Source organism: Alteromonas sp. KUL17, from assembly GCF_006538305.1.
GTDB classification, from domain to species: domain Bacteria; phylum Pseudomonadota; class Gammaproteobacteria; order Enterobacterales; family Alteromonadaceae; genus Alteromonas; species Alteromonas macleodii.
The window spans coordinates 116673-134691 of record NZ_BJKJ01000002.1 but is presented as its reverse complement, the minus strand read 5'-3'; the positions used below and the strand labels follow the sequence as shown (position 1 = coordinate 134691).

Here is an 18019-nt window from a genome sequence, read left to right as displayed (position 1 = left end):
GTAATATACCATCAGATTTCTCAACGTTGCATCGTCAATATATTGCGCTTGTGCAACGACAGGTGAGCATCCATAAGAGAGCAAGCTGGTTATGGCATCTAATTCACTATTTGCGTTAGGCTCCGCGCTTTTTACTTGAATAGGGATGTTTTTTTACTCGTATACGCTTCGGCTTTTTGAAGCACCTGGTAACCAGTATCTAAATATTTAGAATATGCGATGCCAATTGCGTAGATGTTTTTTTTCCTAGCATCACTGCATTCGGGTTTGGCTTATAGTTTAGCTCTTTAATTATTTGCTCTATGTGTCTTCTTGTTTCCAGCTTTACCGTTTTGGTGTTGTTTATCACCCTCGAAACTGTTGCCTGTGATACACCTGCTTTTTTTGCAATATCCTTAATTGTAAGCATTATTTTTCTCTCTTAACGGTGATGAGCTTTTATTGGGGGAATGCGACGAGAAAAGATATCAAAGAGCTCTTTTAGGGAATGCAAACTGGCCTGAATGTAAACGGCTGCTTGATAATAGCCTTTGCGTAAAGCAAGCTCTTGTAAAGAGGGAGACAGAGTAAGAAAATCTGCAGGTATCACTGTGAGAAGATGGTTTCTTCTATGACTGATACCCTGATGATCTGTAAAGTCGATCGAGACTGTCTTTAAGAGTCTATTTTCCTGAACAAAATGAAGAAAGCCTTCAGTATAACGCTGCTGGGAACTTATTTGTTCGATAGACTTTTTCATGGCTTGGGTAAAGGAACTTGGTAGACCATCCTTTGCAAAAAGTGGTTCGCTACCGTTTTTGAAAGCTGTGTGTTGCTCATCAATCAATAGGCGTGTGTGTTTACTTTCATCAAGCTCTATTGAAAAAGGATGGCACTTTACAAATAAAGGGATGTATTGAGCTTTCCAACTTCCCTCAATAATGAATTCATTTACTCCTTCGTCAAATGCCGTCAAAGCGTGAATACTCAATGCGCCATCATCGATAGATTTGAATATAGCGATGGGATACTCTCTCTGAATTTGCTCAAACTCATTGAACAGAATAGGAAAAGTACTTTCATTAAATACACAAGATCCTGTGTAGTTTTTATTAATTTTTATATTCGGGTGTGTATCGAATGATAGTGGAATATATTTCTTCATCATTAATCTCTTAGGGCTGTTCGTCTATTATCATTATTCTGGCGTGGTAAAGACTGTATTACCCCAGTGCAAACCCAAACTTACGTACGTTACTCAACAGCGTTCTTTGGTCGTAAAGTTGAGCTTTTTGTTGGTGTAGTTGGAGTTCAATATCTTGTGCGAACAATTCAATATAATGCTTGTGCTGGCATTGCGCAGCGGTGTTTATAAATGAGTAATTAGGCTGCATACCGTAAAGAACATATTGGTAACTCGCTGAAGGAAACACTTCTTCCGTACGAGTAAAGTCGTTATGCCACGGAGAATGATAGCGCCAAAGGAGTAAATTTTCGCTTAATGACTTGGTCCATGTTTCTTGATTTCTATGTTGCTGCCAAAACGCCTCTTTTCGTTCGCTTAATACATAATGCAATTTCAAAAAGTCGATGATCTGCGACCAACGGTAACGAAACACTTCATTGAACCGGTTAGCAATAACACCCATTACGTTAGTGTTACGAGGCAATTGTTCAGCAATGAATTTGGCTGCCATTTCAACGAGTACCAAGGAAGAAGCCTCAAGCGGCTCAAGAAAGCCTGCACTCAAACCAACGGCCACACAATTTTGCTTCCAGAACTCTTTCCTATGGCCAGGAGCAATATCAAACGTCCGGACTTCATCATCGCGAAGCTTTCTTTTTGCGTATTGCTCAAGTCGAGACTTAGCTTGCTTTTGGTCAATAAACTCTGATGAGTAAACGTGACCAACGCCACGTCGATTAGTCAGCCCGATATCCCAGATCCAACCTGCGTCGGTAGCACTCGATAGTGTGTAGGGTAGAAGTGGTGCGTTATTATCGTATGCCAAATGAGTTGTTATCGCTTTATCGCAAAATAAAATGTCCTTACACGATTGATATTCTACGTTAAAGTGACCGCCAATGAGATGACTTTTGAAACCAGAGCAGTCAATAAACAAATCGCCCTCAATGCGATTTGAACTATTTGTTACCAAAGCTTTTATGGGCGAATCAGGCTCCCCTTCAACGCGTTCAATCTCCGCTTCTATGTGCGTGACACCAAGCGTTTCGGTACAATGTTTCTTTAAAAACAGAGCAAAAGCATTTGCATCAAGATGGTAGGCGTAATTTAGGAGCCCTTCATATTCTCGGTGTGAAATGTTTTTGGGCGCTAAATTTAAATCACAAATATGACCTTGGGTACAAACTGCTTTGTCGAAACTGAATGGAAACTTTTGAGTAGCGAAGCTTTCAGCAAAGTTAATATTATTGTAATGGTTGGGAGCGACTAAAGGATGGTAGTACTCATCGTCGTCCCTCCCAGTAACCCAGTGTCTGAACTTTGCACCTTGTTTGAAGGTGACATTACATTGATTAATGAAATCGGTTTCAGAAACGCCCAAAAGTTTTAACGTGCGGCGCATAGATGGCCAAGTACCTTCTCCCACTCCCGCAATAGGAATGCTTGGCGCTTCTATCAGCGTTATCTTAATAGAAGGGTTGGTCGAATTATTACTTCGATGCGTTGCTGCAATAACACCTGCGGTGATCCAACCAGCAGTTCCGCCACCTAAAATAACGATATTACGTAAATTGTGTTCGCTCGATGTGTGAGTACTTTCCATAATTACAATCGCCGATAGCGACCGCTATCGGCGTCCCCTGTATGTCTAGAATTTCCCACGAATACCTAAATTGTAACGAGGTCCGTACTCTTCGTAGTCTCTAATTTGATTAGAAAAGCGCTGATGACGTCGTGTTGATTCATCAGTAACGTTGATACCTTCAATAAATACAGAAAGTGATTCATTGATATCGTAGCTTGCAGAGATATCTACTTGACTATAAGCTTCGGTGAATAATGGCTCTATGCCACCTTGAAGTAAGAAGTCGTCGCGCCAGTTGTAAGCAACTCGAACTTGATAATTGTCTTGCTCATAAAATGCAACGATGTTGGCAGAGTCACTTAAGCCGGGTAATGCAAAGTCATTTTCAAGTGAATAAACATCGTAGGTATCGCTACTATCTACCATAGTATAGTTAGCAATTGCGCCGAACCCTGTGTCGCCAAAGATATGCTGAATATTAAATTCCCAACCGTAGACGCGAGTTTCGTCTAGGTTCAGTGGCGTAGATACTATCCACTCAATAACAGGATCTCCGGGTTGAGATACGCAAGCGGGGAGGGGGTTATCAGCTGCCCCCCCTGGACAACCCGGCCGATTGGCCGCTGCTGGATTTGTGAGTGGGCCGTTCAAACCATCAATAGTTCTTTCTTCTTCGCCAACTGCTATAAAGTTATCGACTTGCTTTCTAAAGTGCCCTAGTGATACATAGCTTCCTTCATCGTAGTAATATTCAACGGATAAGTCGAAATTGTCTGCTTCATAGGGCAGAAGATTAGGGTTACCTTGCGAAGCTCTGAAAGGCCCGGTTGCTAAGTGGTTAATTAGGCTTGTAGCAGGGAACATTGCAGTAATATCACTTCTAGCAACTGTTTGGCTATAGGCGAACCGAGCGACAATGTCATCGGTAACATTCAATGAAAAGTCAAGATTAGGAAGGAAGTGTTCATAACTACCCTCAAGTGTTTCAAATACCTCGGTGTCAGCGAAAACTTTTGACATTTCAAGAGGAGTTAGCCAATTAAAGCCTATCACCGGGCGATTGATGGAATATGATTCTACGTCAGTTTCTTCATATCTAACGCCGAAATTTGCTCTCACTTCCATATCGTTGAATTCAGTGATGAAATCAAACGAAAGGTAGGCTGAAGTGGTATTTTCTTCTATGCCGTTTAAGCTTTTATTAGGCTCAATATATAGGCCTTGCTCTTTTGTCAAAGAAATGAATTGGTCGGCGCTATATACGGGAATGAACTCAAACCCTATGTCGCCGTCAATAAAGGCTAAATCTAACTCACTAATATCGAGAGCGCCGTTGCCTAGACCGAAATTAGCGCCGTTTATTTTTACTGAATCGATTGTGTATTTAGTGTGTGCCAACCCAAAATTGATAGCATCTAGCGCACCATCTTTTAAATTGAGCCAACGGCCAGAAAACTGAACTTGTTGTATGTTGTTTTCAACCTCAAATCCACGTTCTTGATATAAATCGCCTTCAATATTTTCTAGCGCATAGGCCCCACCTTCCAAGGCTGAATCATCATATGCCACCGTAGGGATGTTGCCGCTAAAATCGGCGGAGATAGTTACTGGCGCAGCACTGCCAAAAGGGTTTTTCAAATTAGCTAAGCGTTCAGCAGGTAAAGCACCAGGGTTAGAGTGCGACGTTGAATCGTGAATGTCGAGTTTTAAGTTAAGTGCATCGGTTGCTTTCCAATCAAAATTGATACCGAAAGAATCGTTTTCAGTTTCAAAATTATATTCCCAAGACCAAAAATTAAGCTCATCATTTGTACGAAGTGGGTTAATGATTGTACCGTTTGCATCTGCCGACCCCTCTTCTACATTGTCAAACCAGAAACTCATACGGTGTTGGTTACCCATTTCCTCCAAACGAGACATGACGTAATCAGCCGTTATAGTCAGAGAGTCAATCGGACTATATTGAAGAACAAGCTGTCCGTTCTGACGCTCTCGCTCATAATTGGTATCATCTAAATCTACAGTAGGTGTGCGCCAAGTGGTGAGGGTAGGGTTTAAATTTGTATCGATTGCACTAGTATCTGGGTTAGCTTGGCCTGGAAAACCTTGGTCCCAGTTAAAAGCCCCGATCCTATCTACATGACTATCCCTTTCTGCATGAGAAAAAGAGGCTAAGACACCAAACTTTCTGTCGCCAAACGTTTTGCTAATCATCCCAGATAATTCAGGTGTCACATCATCACCAGTGGTTACACTGGTATCAATCACTGCTTTAGCACTCCAAGCAGCAACGAATTCGTCCATTGAAAATGGACGAGCGGTGTTGATGTTGATTGTAGCTCCAATTCCGCCTGAGCTAACGTTCGCTCGACCGGTTTTATAGACTTCTACACCTGAAACACTTTCAGCCGCTAATTCTCTAAAATTAAAGCTTCTAGAAATTCCAGCTGTTTCAAGTGCAGATGAATTGGGCATCTGTCGGTTGTTCAAAGTAACGAGATTAAAGCTAGGACCAAAGCCTCGAACGGTAACCTGGTTACCTTCGTTGTTTGTTCTATCAATGGAGACTCCAGTAATGCGTTGAAGGGATTCTGCAAGGTTGGTATCTGGAAACTTACCGATATCTTCTGCTGAAATAGCATCGACAACGCCTGTAGAGCTACGTTTTACATCCATCGCAGATGAAAGCGCTCCCCTAATCCCTTTAACTTGAATTACCTCAACATTACTCTCATCGTTCTCTTGAGCTAACAAATTTGTACCATATAGCGAACTGATTACGGCCAAAGATAACGTTGTCAAACCGAAATTTTTCATAATTGTGTCTCATACGTTTGTTAATTGTAAACAATATGTGTTGTTGTGAGTATTCTTAATTAACTGTTAATTGTCAACAAAAATGAAATTTAAAAGTATGTGTTTATTTTTAGCTTATTGATTTTATGAGGGATATTATGCGGCTTTTTCTTGTTATATACTCTTCCGCTGACAAGATTGGGCTAGTCAATTCACCGCCGAATCCTACGCATACAGCTCCGGATTCTATCCATTTCTTTGCGTTATTTTCGTCAACCGAGCCCACTGCGACTAAAGGGATATCATTAAATGGGCCTGACGTTAATGAAGTGATATAGTCGTATGTAACCGAATTGGTTGGGAAGACCTTTATGAGATCAGCTCCCCATTCGTAAGCTTGATATATCTCAGTGGGAGTTAACGCCCCCACTAAAATCGGTGTTTGAGTGCTTTTGGCAACATCTAAAACTTGACGAGACGTATTGGGCGTAACTAAAAAGTGTGCACCTGCGCTTATGGCATCTTTTGCAAGTTTGTCATTTGTAATAGTCCCCGCTCCAATAAAAATTGAAGGGTATTTGGTTTGTAATTGGGTAATTGAGTCTAGATAGTCCGGTGTATTACTTGTTATCTCTAGTGCAGTAATTCCCGCTTCTACTAGACATTTCGCTATTAAGCCAATTGTAGAGGAGTCTTTAACCCTAATAATGGCAACAATTTTAGTTTTATGTATTTCAGCTATCGCTTCGTGCATTTCATCTCTCCGTTTAATGAGTTAAAGCAAAGAATTGTTTGACGACATTGAAGGCGTCGACGGTTCAGGTATTTGTTCAATTTTTCCGACTAAAAATATAAAAGAGAGACTGCCTACTAGAGCCAGCGAGAATATAAGAACTAGTGCTGGCTTGAAGTCACCATCTGCGACAAGAAAACCTATTGTTATGGGGATGATGACTGCAGAAAGCCCGCCAATAAAGTTAAAGCAGCCTCCCACCAGACCTACCATCGATTTAGGCGCAATTAACGATACAAATACCCAGTTGATTGACGCGAGGCCGTTTCCAAAAAAAGACAAAGAAAGGAATACAGTTACCCAAATTGGTGATTCTACGTAATTGGCACCGATCACGCTGCTAGAAAGAAGTAAACCAATAATAACAGGCGCCTTTCTTGATAACTCAGGTCTTACTCCATTTCGGGTAAGTTTGTCACTAACTGTGCCGGAAATAAGTACACCGCAAAATGCGCATAAAAATGGAATAGCAGCATAGAACCCAGACTTAATAATACTCAGCCCTCTGTAGTCAGATAAGTAAGTCGGAAACCATGTAAGAAAGAAAACTAATGTACTGCCCAAGCAGAATTGACCTAGGTATAGGCCCCACAGCTTTCTGTTTGTAAATGCTACTTTTAGCTGTTGTTTTGTGGTCTTTAAGTCGGCAGAGGAGGGCGGAGTATTACCTTGTTTAGACATCGTTTTCCCAAGTGAGAGACGCCTCGGGTAAATGAAATACCATACTAACCCCCAGGCTATACCCACTGCGCCAGATGTAATAAAAAGTCCACGCCAACCCACCCACTCTAAAACAATAGCCAGTAAAGGAATAGCGAACGCTAATCCGATAAATTGTCCAGAGGTATAAACAGCAATGGCGCCAGCGCGCTCTTGCTCTTGAAACCACTGACTTACTATTTTGTTATTCAGTGGGTAAGACGGTGCCTCGAATGCGCCCACGAGCATGCGTAAGCCTATTAATGCCGCGAAATTACTAATTAACCCTTGTACGAGAGTTGCTACGCTCCAACCTATCATGATGATAGGATAGAGAACTCTTACTTTTATTCGATCAGCTAAAATGCCTCCGGGTATTTGTAAGAATGAATAGGTCCAAGCGAAAGCGGAAAAAAGCAGCCCCATTTCAACCGTAGAAATAGACAGCTCACTCTTCATTTGAGCTGCGGCAATCGATAAATTTGTCCTGTCCATATAGTTAATAACGACGCTTATGAAAATAAGAGTAAGAACCTGTAGTTTCTGTCTTTTGCTATTCATAATTCACCAATTTGTGTAGCTACCGTCGGGCTTAGCAAGCCTAGGAGCTTCCCAATAATCAAAAGGGAGCTTTCGTAGGGCGTCCTCGTTAATATCAATACCAAGGCCGGGGGCATCTGAAAGTTGCAAAAAGGGTCCTTCTGTCTGAGGCATCTTTGAGAATAACTCTGAATAAAGCGATGTTTCATCGCCATAGGGAAGCCACTCTAAGCTATCTAAGTTAGGGATAGCAGCACAAAACTGTGCTGTAGCTAGCGTACACAAAGGGCTTAATGGGTTGTGCGGCATCATGTCAATATAGAGAGTTTCGCAGAGCGATGCTATTTTCATCGCTTCGGTAAACCCTCCAGCATTACAAATGTCAATTCGCGCTAAGTCAATCAGTTGATTTTTCAAAAATGGGTAAAATGCCCACTTGCTAGTAAACTCTTCACCAATGGCAAAGGAGGTGTTGCAAGAACTTCTGATTTGTAAGTAACTATCGGGAGATTCAGCTCGGATTGGCTCTTCGATATAATCGAGAACGCCATCAGGGAGTCTTTGTAAAAAACTTTTTGTTTCGGCAACAGATAAACGGTGGTGAAAGTCGATACCTAGTTTAATATCAGTGCCAAGAGCCTTTCTAACTTGAATTATTGCTCTGGCTGCATTAGCCAGCTCTTTACGGGTATCATAAACAGTAGTTTTATTGATATCACCATGCAAACCAGTTGTGAGTCTTATGTGTGTCCATCCTTTTTCTTGTAGTGATAAACAAGGCTTGACAATATTATCGTCGAGGGGAGCGGTAACGGTTGCAAATAGCGGCACTTTATTTCTTTGTTTACCGCCAAGCAGCTGATAGATGGGGACGTTAAGCTTTTTGCCTAAAATGTCGTAAAGCGCTATATCTATAGCCGCAATTGCCGCGCTAAGTACACGCCCTCCCTCGAAGTATTGGCTTCGATACATTTCTTGCCAAAGAGCTGCGACGTTCTGTGCATCGCGCCCAATAAGAAACTGCTCAAAATGTGAAATTACGCCTGCGACTGCAAATTCTCTACTTGATAAGCCGGACTCTCCCCAGCCGTAAGTTCCGCATTTACAAGTTACTTTAACAAAAAGCACATTCCTAAAACCAAGACGTTTTACAAACGTCGATATTTCATTGATCACCATTGTCAGCTCCTGTGTAAACTATTATTATTCGATCAAAATGTTAACAGTTGTCAATATAATGTTTGAAAAGTGAGGGAAGGAATGTTGGGGCAAAACGGTTGGGTTTATGAAATCGACATTGAGTGGGGCAAGTTTAACAACTCTCCGGTAGGCCCGCTTAATGCACATGCATTGGTCTTCGTGGAAGATAAGCTACTTTTAGCTACAGACCACCCTGATCATAATATTATTGAATACAATGAAAATGGTAATGTAGTGGATAGTTGGGGAAGACAGTGGCCTGGCTTGCACGGTATTAAAACTCACGTAATAGGCGATAAAACACATCTGTTCTTGGTGGATAGCGGTTGGATGTTAAATAGGAAATGGGATGGAATTAGTGTTGATAAATGGGATTCTCCATTTAATAAAATGATTCCACAGTCAGGGGCAATTTCAAAAACGACTAGGGATGGAAAGGTTTTATTTACTATAGGGCATCCAGCAACTTATGGCGCGTATAAAATCGACATGCCATTTAATCCAACAGACGTTGCTGTGCTTGACAACGGTGAGTTTTTCGTTGTCGATGGTTATGGGAGCGATTACATTTTGCATTACAACGAAAATGGCAATTTTATTAAGAAATTCGGCCAAGAAGGGAAGCAAAAAATATGCAATGGCCACGGTATTACGATAGATTATCGAAGTAGTGAACCACTTCTTTTAGTTAGCTCTAGGAGTCAACACTCTTTAATGTGGTATACCTTGGATGGCCGATACGTAAGGTCGCTTCATGTCCCTGGTGCTTTCATTCACGCGCCAATATTTATAGGTAATTTTATGGTAGCACCAGTTTGTTGGACTGGGTTAGAAAACAATCCTGAGCATAATTCAGGCGTGATCTGTATTTTTAATGAGAGCGATAGCCTTATTTCTGTGTTAGGTGGAGTACTACCGGATAAGGGAAAAATGCTCAAAAGCGACTTTAAAACATTTAAACATTGTCACGGACTTGCAAAAGATAAACTGGATAATCTGTATTTAGCTGAATGGAATGCGAATGGGATCCATCCCAAAAAATTATTGAGAGTGTAGAAGTTAAAAGAGGAAGTGGACACCTTCCTCTCCATATTTACAAAATTATACTTACACTATTTATCAACTAGGTCGCAGACGACTCTTGCCATTTTAAAATGGCATCGTCTTCTACCTTATTCAGTGGCCGATATACTAACGAGTTCTCTTTAAATGGTTTAGCTGATTCTGCACAGTAGGCCGCAATCATTACCCAACGAGGATCTTTAGAGCGATTTTGGTTTGATTTATGTAAGAGATTACAATGAAAAAACAGTGTATCACCGGGTTCTAGCTCGACATTAACGAGTTCTAGATGTTTAAGCGCTTCATTTACAAAATCCATGTCTGCGCCTTTTTGGTCTCCTGTTTTCTGATGGTTAATGCGACCTATATGATGAGAACCTTTTAATACTTGAAGACAACCATTTTCAATCGTTGCACGATTTATAGCAATCATACAGCTAATAAGCTTGGGGTATAGATGGAAGTTGTCTGTCGCCCAATATCCGTAATCTTGATGCCACTCCCAAGCTCCCCCTACAAAGGGCTCTTTCATCATGATCTTGGTCGTAGTATGAAAAACTGGCTCTTTAAGGATCTCTTCACATGCATCAGCAAGTCGTCTTCCTCTGGAGAACATAGAGTAAAAATCATCGCCTAAATCTTGCCACAAGCAGACTTTGCTGACAGTACCTGAAGCGTCTTTTTTGTCCCAGGCTCGTTGGTACAACGAGTCATCGTTAAATGCTTTATCTTGTAACTTGGCTATTTCTGCTTCGCTATAGTAGCTGCGAACGATTACATACCCATCTCTTTCAAAGTCTTCTATTTGCTGTTTAGTTAAATTTGCCATAATAACACCCTGTTTGTTTTTTGTGTATTGTTGACAATATTGAGCAAATGATGAGTAAATGCAATGTTAATTTTATATAAAAATACTACTTTCAAATATAAAAGTCTGCCGAAGTCGCTATCAGTGCAATAGGGCTAAAGAATTTTTTTAACTTTCACCAGTAAAAAGAGAGCAGTTATGGCAAGCAACTATAATTATGCAGTACCCGCATTAGATAAGTGTTTTGAGATAATGGAGTATTTAGCCACGATTGGTGCACCACTATCTCAAAGTGAAATTTCGAAAGGTGTTAATAGGAGTACCAACGAAATTTTTAGAGTGTTGGTAAATTTAACGCGTAACAACTACCTAATTAGGGATGAAACGTCCGGCAAGTATCGACTCTCACTCAAGCTTTATAACTTGGCTCGTTCTATTTCACCATTAGACTTAATTCGTCAACAGGCGCTACCTATCATGGAAAACTTAGCCGTCGAGACGAAGTTATCGTGCCAACTTTTTGTGTTATACCAAAGTAAAACAATGGTTTTAGTTCACGCAAGGAGCCCAGGGGCAGTTTCTCTAAGTTATTCTGAGGGCAGCTGCTTCTCAACAATTGCCTCTAATCCTGGTCTTCTTCTTTTATCACATAGTAAGGATGAAGTAAGAGAGTTGATTATCAAAGAGGCGTTACAAGGCATATCTGACGTTACATCGACTCGTACTAAGGTTATTAACGACATTGCAGCGATGTCAAAGTCCCATTTTGATTGGAGAGAAAGCCTTCATATTAACGGTGTCAAAGAATTAGTTGGATTAGTAGGGCGTCACGAGGGTAAACAAATAGGCGCTTTAATGATAAGCGATATTAGCGGGAAAAATGAATTAGATATAAATCAGCGGCAAAGTACTGATGCACTTCTAGACGCAATCAATAAGTTGAATCAAGCTCTCGGGTTTTAAAACGTTGCATTCGTTAAAAATGAGTTGTAGATTGTTAACAATTTATTTTATTAAAAGGAAATGTAACGTGACCGGTAGTTATAGCACACTCTCGCATAATCGTGGCTTTCGTCTTAAACAAAGTCAGTCAAAAGTATTCAAGTTAACTTGTCTAGCAACATGCCTTACCGCTGCACTCTCCTTAGTAGGGTGTGATAGCAATAATGCACGAGAGCCTTCTACCAAACAGATTACTGAGTTGGTTAGTGCCGTACAAAACGCTGACTATGTCTTGCCGCATTCGGTGTTTGAAAAATACTCAGTTGACGGTGTTCTTGTAATTGAAACTGAGGAAAATAAAAAAACGTTAAGAATAAGCTTGAGCTTTCTTTCCCTAAAGATGTGCATATGCCTTCGATTACGTTTGATGTGCGTGAAATTAACGAGATTGAGCAATTCAACGATAATAATCTTGCATTTGATGTAGATAACTATAACGAAACTTCACTGCATTTATATGTGGATATTCTACATGGGGAAGAGGTAAAACAACGTCATTCGGTAAGTATACCTGCGAATTATCAAGGGACAGTATTCTTTCCGTTAAGTGGCGAAGAAGCTTCGGCAGATATTGGTTTTTGGGGAGATCCTCCTTCTTGGAACTCTGAAGAGTTGAGGATGATATGGCGCTCTTGGAAAAAAGTCGGCGAAGATTACCAAGGCTTTGATCAAGTACGGTTTTTCGTTATCGGTAATTTAGAGACGAAAACCATGGAACTATCAAACGTACGCTTTAGAGAAAACCCTGAAACTAACCCGCTTTGGCTATCTAAACTAGTCGATATGTTTGGGCAAAGCACACGTGTAGACAATAATGTCAAAGTGACATCCAACACTGAATTAAGAGAGCGCGCTCAACGTGAGGCTGAAGCGTTGTCATCGGCAGCTGTTTGGAATGACCGCAGCCAGTATGGAGGATGGAAAAAAGGGCCAAAACAACAGGGAACTGGCTTTTTTAGGACACAAAAAGTAAATGGGCAGTGGTGGATGGTGGACCCTGAAGGGTATCTGTTCTTCTCACATGGACCTGCTAACGTAAGAATGGCCAATACCACTACTTATACTGGTATGGATTATAACAATAGCGAGCTTAGAAAAATTGATTCCGACGAACTTACTCCCGAAGATTCAATTGATATTGTTTCGGTACCCAAAGCTATAAGAGAAACTGCCACAGTAATTTCAAAAGTGCGTCGTGACATGTTTGAATGGCTGCCTAGTTATGACGATTCGTTAGCAAAGCACTACAGTTATCGAAGGACATCTCATAAAGGTCCTATTGAACATGGTGAAACGTTTAGTTTCTATCGCGCTAATCTGGAAAGGAAATATGGTGATGAATACCTTAGTCAATGGGAAGACATTACTATTAAGCGAATGCACGAATGGGGTTTTACTTCTTTTGGGAACTGGGTTGATCCGATGTTTTATGACTCTGAGAGGATTCCCTACTTTGCAAATGGGTGGATAATTGGTGAATTTAAAACCCTCTCTGGCCACGTAAATCATTGGGGAGAGATGCCAGACCCTTTTGACCCTGAATTCGCAAAGCGTGCGCGAGTAACGATAGAGAAAATTGCTGAGGAAGTAAATGGTTCTCCTTGGTGCGCTGGGATCTTTATTGATAACGAGAAAAGTTGGGGGGAGCGAGAAGGTAGTGTTCAGCAAAAATACGGTGTCATTCTTGATGGCCTCAGTAAAAATAGCAAAGATAGTCCAGCAAAGCAGGCTTTTTCAATTGCGCTTAGGGATAAATATAAAACGATTGATAACTTAAACGATGCATGGCAGACGGATTATCCGAATTGGCAATACTTTGAAACAGGCGTTAATTTTAACACTCACGGACAAAACCTTATAAGCGACCTTTCCATGTTACTCGAGCTTTTAGGAGAGCAATACTTTTCAGTGGTTCATAACACATTAGAAGATGTATTGCCTCATCACCTTTATATGGGCGCAAGAATGGCTAATTGGGGAATGCCCGATGAAATTATCAAAGCATCGTTAAAGTACTCTGACGCACTGAGCTTCAATATTTATGAAGAGGGTATGCAGCCAGAGTTTTGGGCATTTTTAGACGAAATAGATTTACCCGTAGTTATTGGTGAATTTCATATAGGGACGGCGACTGATTCAGGACTCTATAACCCCGGAATCGTGCATGCTAGCGACCAAACCGATAGAGCAAGGATGTACACGGAGTATATGGAAAGCGTTATTAGCAAGCCCTATATGGTTGGTGCGCATTGGTTCCAGTATATTGATGAACCGATAACGGGCCGCGCCCACGATGGTGAAAATGCCAATATTGGCCTTGTTACCGTAGCTGATATGCCATACCCAGAATTAATTGAGGCCATGACCACATTCAATAAAGACTTGTACATGAAAAAGTTTGATAAAAAACAGTAACGTTTCATACAAAACCAGTAGTCGAAAACACCTTCAAGCTTGAGAGAGTTTGAAGGTGTTTTTTAATTTAATCAAAGAGTTTTGCAAAAAAATCGTTCGTCATTTAAACCTCTTATACGTAAGTATTAATTTGTCAAATTGTTAACAATTTATTATTGACATAGTTGTTAATTGTGGCCATTATGTCAGTGCCTTTACAAAATAATAACATTTTTGAAGTAGTTAAAATCCACACATTCATTGAGCGGGAGCACTGGGATATGACCGTCAAAAAACAACGATTTCACTTAAGCGGCGTTAGTCTAGCTGTTTTTACGGCTTTGAGTTGCAATGCCATAGGGCAAGAAAATTCTGGCGAAGGCGATGAAAAGTCCAAAGACGAACAGGTAGAAGTTATTGAGGTAACTGGCTATAAAGGGAGTTTGAAAAAATCACTTAATGATAAGCGCTTTGCTTCTGGCGTTAGGGATACAATCAACGCAGAAGATATTGGTAAATCTACTGACCAAAATATTGCTGATGCACTAGGCCGCGTAACAGGTGTTACGGTTGTAAATAACGATGGTGAAGGGACGCAAATTACCGTTCGGGGTGCTGATGCTAACCAAAATGCTATAACACTGAATGGTCAGGCATTAACGTCCACCGACTTTTCCCAAGCTGTGGATTTAAGCTCTTTTTCCGCTGATATTTTATCTAAATTGGAAGTGGTAAAAACACCGAGTGCCGATCACGACGAAGGCTCATTGGGTGCATCTGTTAATTTAGTAACGGTAAGACCGCTTAATCAAGCTGAAGCCGTACGCTCTCTTACGTTGCAAGGTAGATATAACGACTTTGCTGATGAAGAAAATCACAAACTTCAATTCGCATTTTCTGAGAAATTCTTTGATAACAATTTGGGTGTAGCGCTCACGCTTTATGATGAAACTAATGCTTATCGAAAAGATCAATATAACGCAGGGAATTTCGTTGAGTCACAAGAATATGCGCAAGCCATAGATCAGAATGGCAATGTCATATCAGGGGTAAAAGCAATTGAACCTTCATTGGCAAGTTATGAACTTCATCAAAATGAAAGCAACCGTTATGGTGGGTCGTTGGGAATACAATTCCTTCCTGATGATGTATCAGAACTTATGTTCGATGCAACCTACAGTAAACAGGAGCTCGTGAGAACGTTTGATGCGATTCAAGCAAAGAGTTTTGCAAACAATCGAAATTGGGTCGAAGGTGTTACTCCAACAAGCTTTGTAAGGCCACCAAACCCGTCTAGCGATCCAATTGATTGGATACAAGTCGATACATCTACTTATGATATGACGAAACGCTTAAATCGATACGGAAACGGAAATATTGTTCGAAATGATGGCGGAACTGAAAACGAAAACTTCAGTGCAACATTAAACTACAAACGTGAATTAACTGACAATTTAAGAGTGGAATCACTAATTGGGCATTCATCAAGTAAGTCTAATAGTTTGCCTAATGCCTATACTGTAATGGAGAATTTTTATCAGGTTCCAGCGCGATTACTATGGGATGCCGGTGAAAACGTCCAGCCTGTCGGTGTCGACTGTACTGGAGGAGGAAATACTTGTCGTATGGTTTACGGAGATACCTTCGTTGACCTTGGTGAAAACCTTTATGCATACACAGATGAAACTGGATCACGAGTGCCAGGAGCAGAAGACAACATCGCCTTTACTGGGTTTAATCCACAAGATGTAACATCGTTCCATCTTGGCTATATTGGTGAAAATGACGTAACAGTAGAAGACAGTATTTCAAATGCGCAAATAGATTTTGATTTCGATCTCGATAAGCTTGGGATAACCACACTTGAATTTGGTGCAAAAGTTACTTCGCGGAATAAAAAGGTCGATGATCAAGCTTACACTTTCCAATCTCTCCAAGCGTCAGAAGTTATTAAAGACCCGGTCACTGGCGAAACGTTGGTAGAACTAGGAGGGTCGTTAATTGATATCCGTGGAGATATAATTGCTGGGAGCCCTATTCCCTACGATGATTTTATGGAAAGCTTGGGTTACGCCAGAGAAGGGGCGACAGTCGGGTGGACACCAATAGATGTTGAGGCGGCAAAAGCACTCGTACTCGGCGATGGAGATGTTATCCGAAATGTGGACGATACTGCCTCTCGTGAAACCGATCTCGATACTAAAGCTTTCTACCTGAAAGCAAACTTCGATTTATTAGATGGCAGGCTAACTGGTGATGTTGGCGTAAGGTACGTAGAAACTGAAGTCGAAGCTGCTGGCTTTTCTGGTATGCGCTATTTTGAACAAAATGGCTCAGATTTACAGCGTGAAATTGACCGCCATACATTGAGCAACCTTGCAGACCGTTCACTTCCCGAGTGTCCAACACTAAACCTTGGTGCAGATGGGATAGCCCAAGACTACGAGCTAAAATATCAACGGGTTGATGGTTTGGGTTGGGATACAAGTGCAGGGCCAGATCCTTCTACTTGGGTAAGAATGGAAAATGTTGGGCCTTGCCATGATACTGCCTTTGCTGATTACGCGGATGCTTTAAACGCTTTCAGAATGGGGGAGGGACCAGCCCCTACGCTAAACGAGTATAATTTGTTATGGCAGAGCATGTGGCGCTACGCCAGTGTAAATACAAGTCGTACTTATGGATGGGATAATTTGCCTCAATGGAATGGAGAAGAGAACGGCGTAAATACTAACTATTCATGGGGTTCTGTCGAGAACAGAGAAGTTGCATCAATACCAGCTTTCAAAACTCACAGCTACGAAAATATTCTTCCAAGTTTAAATATTAACTACGCATTTTCTGATGAACTTATCGGTCGTTTCTCGGTTTCTAAAACAATGACGCGTCCAGAAATCGATCTGTTGCGCCCAGGCTATAAAGTAACAGAAGGAAGTTATTGGGGAAGCGGAAATCTTAACGTTGGTCGAGTTGATATGTACAACACTCAGCTTGAGCCACTAGAATCTAATAACCTAGATTTGTCGTTAGAATGGTATTTCAGTGACACTGGTTTGCTAAGTTTGGCTTACTTTAGAAAGGATATGTCAAACTTTACTGACCGTGAAACAACGCTCTCTTTTGTTAACAGCGTGAGAGACCCTGCAAATGCACCTGAAAGTGGTGATGACTTAATTTTAGTCGATACCGGAGATGATTCCGCATTAGAAAACTGCCACCCTATTATTGCAACGACAGAGTTTGCCTATCAACCCGGTGACCCTACTACGTTTTCTGGTGATCCCCGTGATAACTGTGCAAACATGACGGTAACAAAAACCGTTAATGCGAGAGATGCTGAAATTGAGGGTATCGAAATTGGGTATGTGCAAACTTACGATTTCTTACCTGAGCTTTTAGATGCGCCAGAATGGGTAGGTGGTTTCGGTGTTTCTGCGAACTATACTTATCAACAGAGTGAATATGAGTCAGAGTATTCTTCAATAAATCCTAATCTTTTACTGCCTTCCTATCCTGTCGCAGATACGCCGGAACATAGCTATAACTTTACTGCTTTTTGGGAGCATAAAGGTCATCAAATACGCTTAAGCTTTCAAGGTATGACAGATTCACTTGTCGGCAAAGACTGGGCGAACGGTCAGTATGGACGCAGCTGGAACCAAGGTTCAATTTGGAATGAAGGCCGCAATACATTAGATCTTTCCGCCTCTTATCAAGTTAACGAGGATGTAACCGTAACCTTCCAAGCTATTAATTTAACTGACGAAGCCTTTAGAACTTACTTCACAAGCAGAACATTAAATGTGGTTAGACAAGCTGCAGATAATGCTGCTGGCTACGATTTCGTTGCGTTAGAAGAAGGCAATCCACTTGACGGTGATGCACCTACCCACCGGACTTATACCAAATATAAGGTAGGGTCAACTTATCGTCTTGGTGTCAGAGTACGTTTCTAATAGGTAATTAAGTTTGAGC

General features: G+C 41.1%; 11 protein-coding genes and 1 pseudogene. 4 read left to right on the top strand and 8 right to left on the bottom strand.

Annotated elements, in window-relative coordinates; genetic code table 11:
• Window positions 1-199: 199 nt before the first annotated feature.
• From KUL49_RS02405 to KUL49_RS02375, 7 genes are all read right to left on the bottom strand, one after another.
• A complete protein-coding gene (locus KUL49_RS02405; RefSeq protein ID WP_131136188.1) occupies window positions 200-409 on the bottom strand; it encodes a LacI family DNA-binding transcriptional regulator in 210 nt (69 codons plus the stop codon).
• A 12-nt stretch (window positions 410-421) separates the two neighbouring features.
• Window positions 422-1147, bottom strand: coding sequence for a SapC family protein (locus KUL49_RS02400; RefSeq protein WP_131136187.1), 726 nt, complete (start codon window positions 1145-1147; stop codon window positions 422-424).
• A 55-nt stretch (window positions 1148-1202) separates the two neighbouring features.
• Entirely contained in the window at window positions 1203-2768 is a 1566-nt protein-coding gene (locus tag KUL49_RS02395) for a tryptophan halogenase family protein (protein ID WP_131136186.1), read from the bottom strand.
• Window positions 2769-2813: 45 nt separating this feature from the next.
• Window positions 2814-5567, bottom strand: a complete 2754-nt coding sequence (locus KUL49_RS02390; RefSeq protein ID WP_131136185.1) for a TonB-dependent receptor — start codon at window positions 5565-5567, stop codon at window positions 2814-2816.
• A 109-nt stretch (window positions 5568-5676) separates the two neighbouring features.
• Window positions 5677-6300 carry a bifunctional 4-hydroxy-2-oxoglutarate aldolase/2-dehydro-3-deoxy-phosphogluconate aldolase gene (locus KUL49_RS02385; RefSeq protein WP_131136184.1) on the bottom strand — a complete coding sequence of 208 codons (624 nt, stop codon included), beginning with the start codon at window positions 6298-6300 and terminating at the stop codon, window positions 5677-5679.
• A 21-nt stretch (window positions 6301-6321) separates the two neighbouring features.
• Window positions 6322-7599: an MFS transporter gene (locus tag KUL49_RS02380; RefSeq protein WP_131136183.1), complete on the bottom strand. Its 1278-nt coding sequence runs from the start codon at window positions 7597-7599 to the stop codon at window positions 6322-6324.
• Window positions 7600-7602: 3 nt separating this feature from the next.
• Window positions 7603-8757 (bottom strand): mandelate racemase/muconate lactonizing enzyme family protein, encoded by a 1155-nt coding sequence (locus KUL49_RS02375; RefSeq protein ID WP_131136182.1) that lies wholly within the window; start codon window positions 8755-8757, stop codon window positions 7603-7605.
• Between the two features lie 81 nt (window positions 8758-8838).
• Between KUL49_RS02375 and KUL49_RS02370 the strand changes: the two genes are divergently transcribed.
• Complete coding sequence (locus KUL49_RS02370) at window positions 8839-9834, top strand: 6-bladed beta-propeller (protein WP_131136181.1); 996 nt, start codon at window positions 8839-8841, stop codon at window positions 9832-9834.
• 67 nt (window positions 9835-9901) lie between these two features.
• Here the strand turns inward: KUL49_RS02370 and KUL49_RS02365 are convergent, their stop codons facing one another.
• On the bottom strand, window positions 9902-10669 hold the full coding sequence (locus tag KUL49_RS02365; RefSeq protein WP_131136180.1) for a phytanoyl-CoA dioxygenase family protein: 768 nt from the start codon (window positions 10667-10669) through the stop codon (window positions 9902-9904).
• A gap of 177 nt (window positions 10670-10846) precedes the next feature.
• On the opposite strand from KUL49_RS02365, the gene KUL49_RS02360 reads away from it, so the two are divergent.
• From KUL49_RS02360 to KUL49_RS02350, 3 genes and pseudogenes are all read left to right on the top strand, one after another.
• Window positions 10847-11611 carry an IclR family transcriptional regulator gene (locus KUL49_RS02360; protein WP_131136179.1) on the top strand — a complete coding sequence of 255 codons (765 nt, stop codon included), beginning with the start codon at window positions 10847-10849 and terminating at the stop codon, window positions 11609-11611.
• A gap of 363 nt (window positions 11612-11974) precedes the next feature.
• A pseudogene (locus KUL49_RS02355) lies at window positions 11975-14065 on the top strand (agarase); the annotation flags it as partial.
• Window positions 14066-14247: 182 nt separating this feature from the next.
• On the top strand, window positions 14248-18000 hold the full coding sequence (locus tag KUL49_RS02350; RefSeq protein WP_242633704.1) for a TonB-dependent receptor: 3753 nt from the start codon (window positions 14248-14250) through the stop codon (window positions 17998-18000).
• Window positions 18001-18019 lie beyond the last annotated feature (19 nt).

Coding starts and splice junctions, on each gene's coding strand:
- KUL49_RS02350 (WP_242633704.1), top strand. CDS start 14,248: ATGTCAGTGCCTTTACAAAATAATAACATTTTTGAAGTAGTTAAAATC.
- KUL49_RS02380 (WP_131136183.1), bottom strand. CDS start 7,599: ATGAATAGCAAAAGACAGAAACTACAGGTTCTTACTCTTATTTTCATA.
- KUL49_RS02400 (WP_131136187.1), bottom strand. CDS start 1,147: ATGATGAAGAAATATATTCCACTATCATTCGATACACACCCGAATATA.
- KUL49_RS02365 (WP_131136180.1), bottom strand. CDS start 10,669: ATGGCAAATTTAACTAAACAGCAAATAGAAGACTTTGAAAGAGATGGG.
- KUL49_RS02405 (WP_131136188.1), bottom strand. CDS start 409: ATGCTTACAATTAAGGATATTGCAAAAAAAGCAGGTGTATCACAGGCA.
- KUL49_RS02375 (WP_131136182.1), bottom strand. CDS start 8,757: ATGGTGATCAATGAAATATCGACGTTTGTAAAACGTCTTGGTTTTAGG.
- KUL49_RS02360 (WP_131136179.1), top strand. CDS start 10,847: ATGGCAAGCAACTATAATTATGCAGTACCCGCATTAGATAAGTGTTTT.
- KUL49_RS02390 (WP_131136185.1), bottom strand. CDS start 5,567: ATGAAAAATTTCGGTTTGACAACGTTATCTTTGGCCGTAATCAGTTCG.
- KUL49_RS02395 (WP_131136186.1), bottom strand. CDS start 2,768: ATGGAAAGTACTCACACATCGAGCGAACACAATTTACGTAATATCGTT.
- KUL49_RS02385 (WP_131136184.1), bottom strand. CDS start 6,300: ATGCACGAAGCGATAGCTGAAATACATAAAACTAAAATTGTTGCCATT.
- KUL49_RS02370 (WP_131136181.1), top strand. CDS start 8,839: ATGTTGGGGCAAAACGGTTGGGTTTATGAAATCGACATTGAGTGGGGC.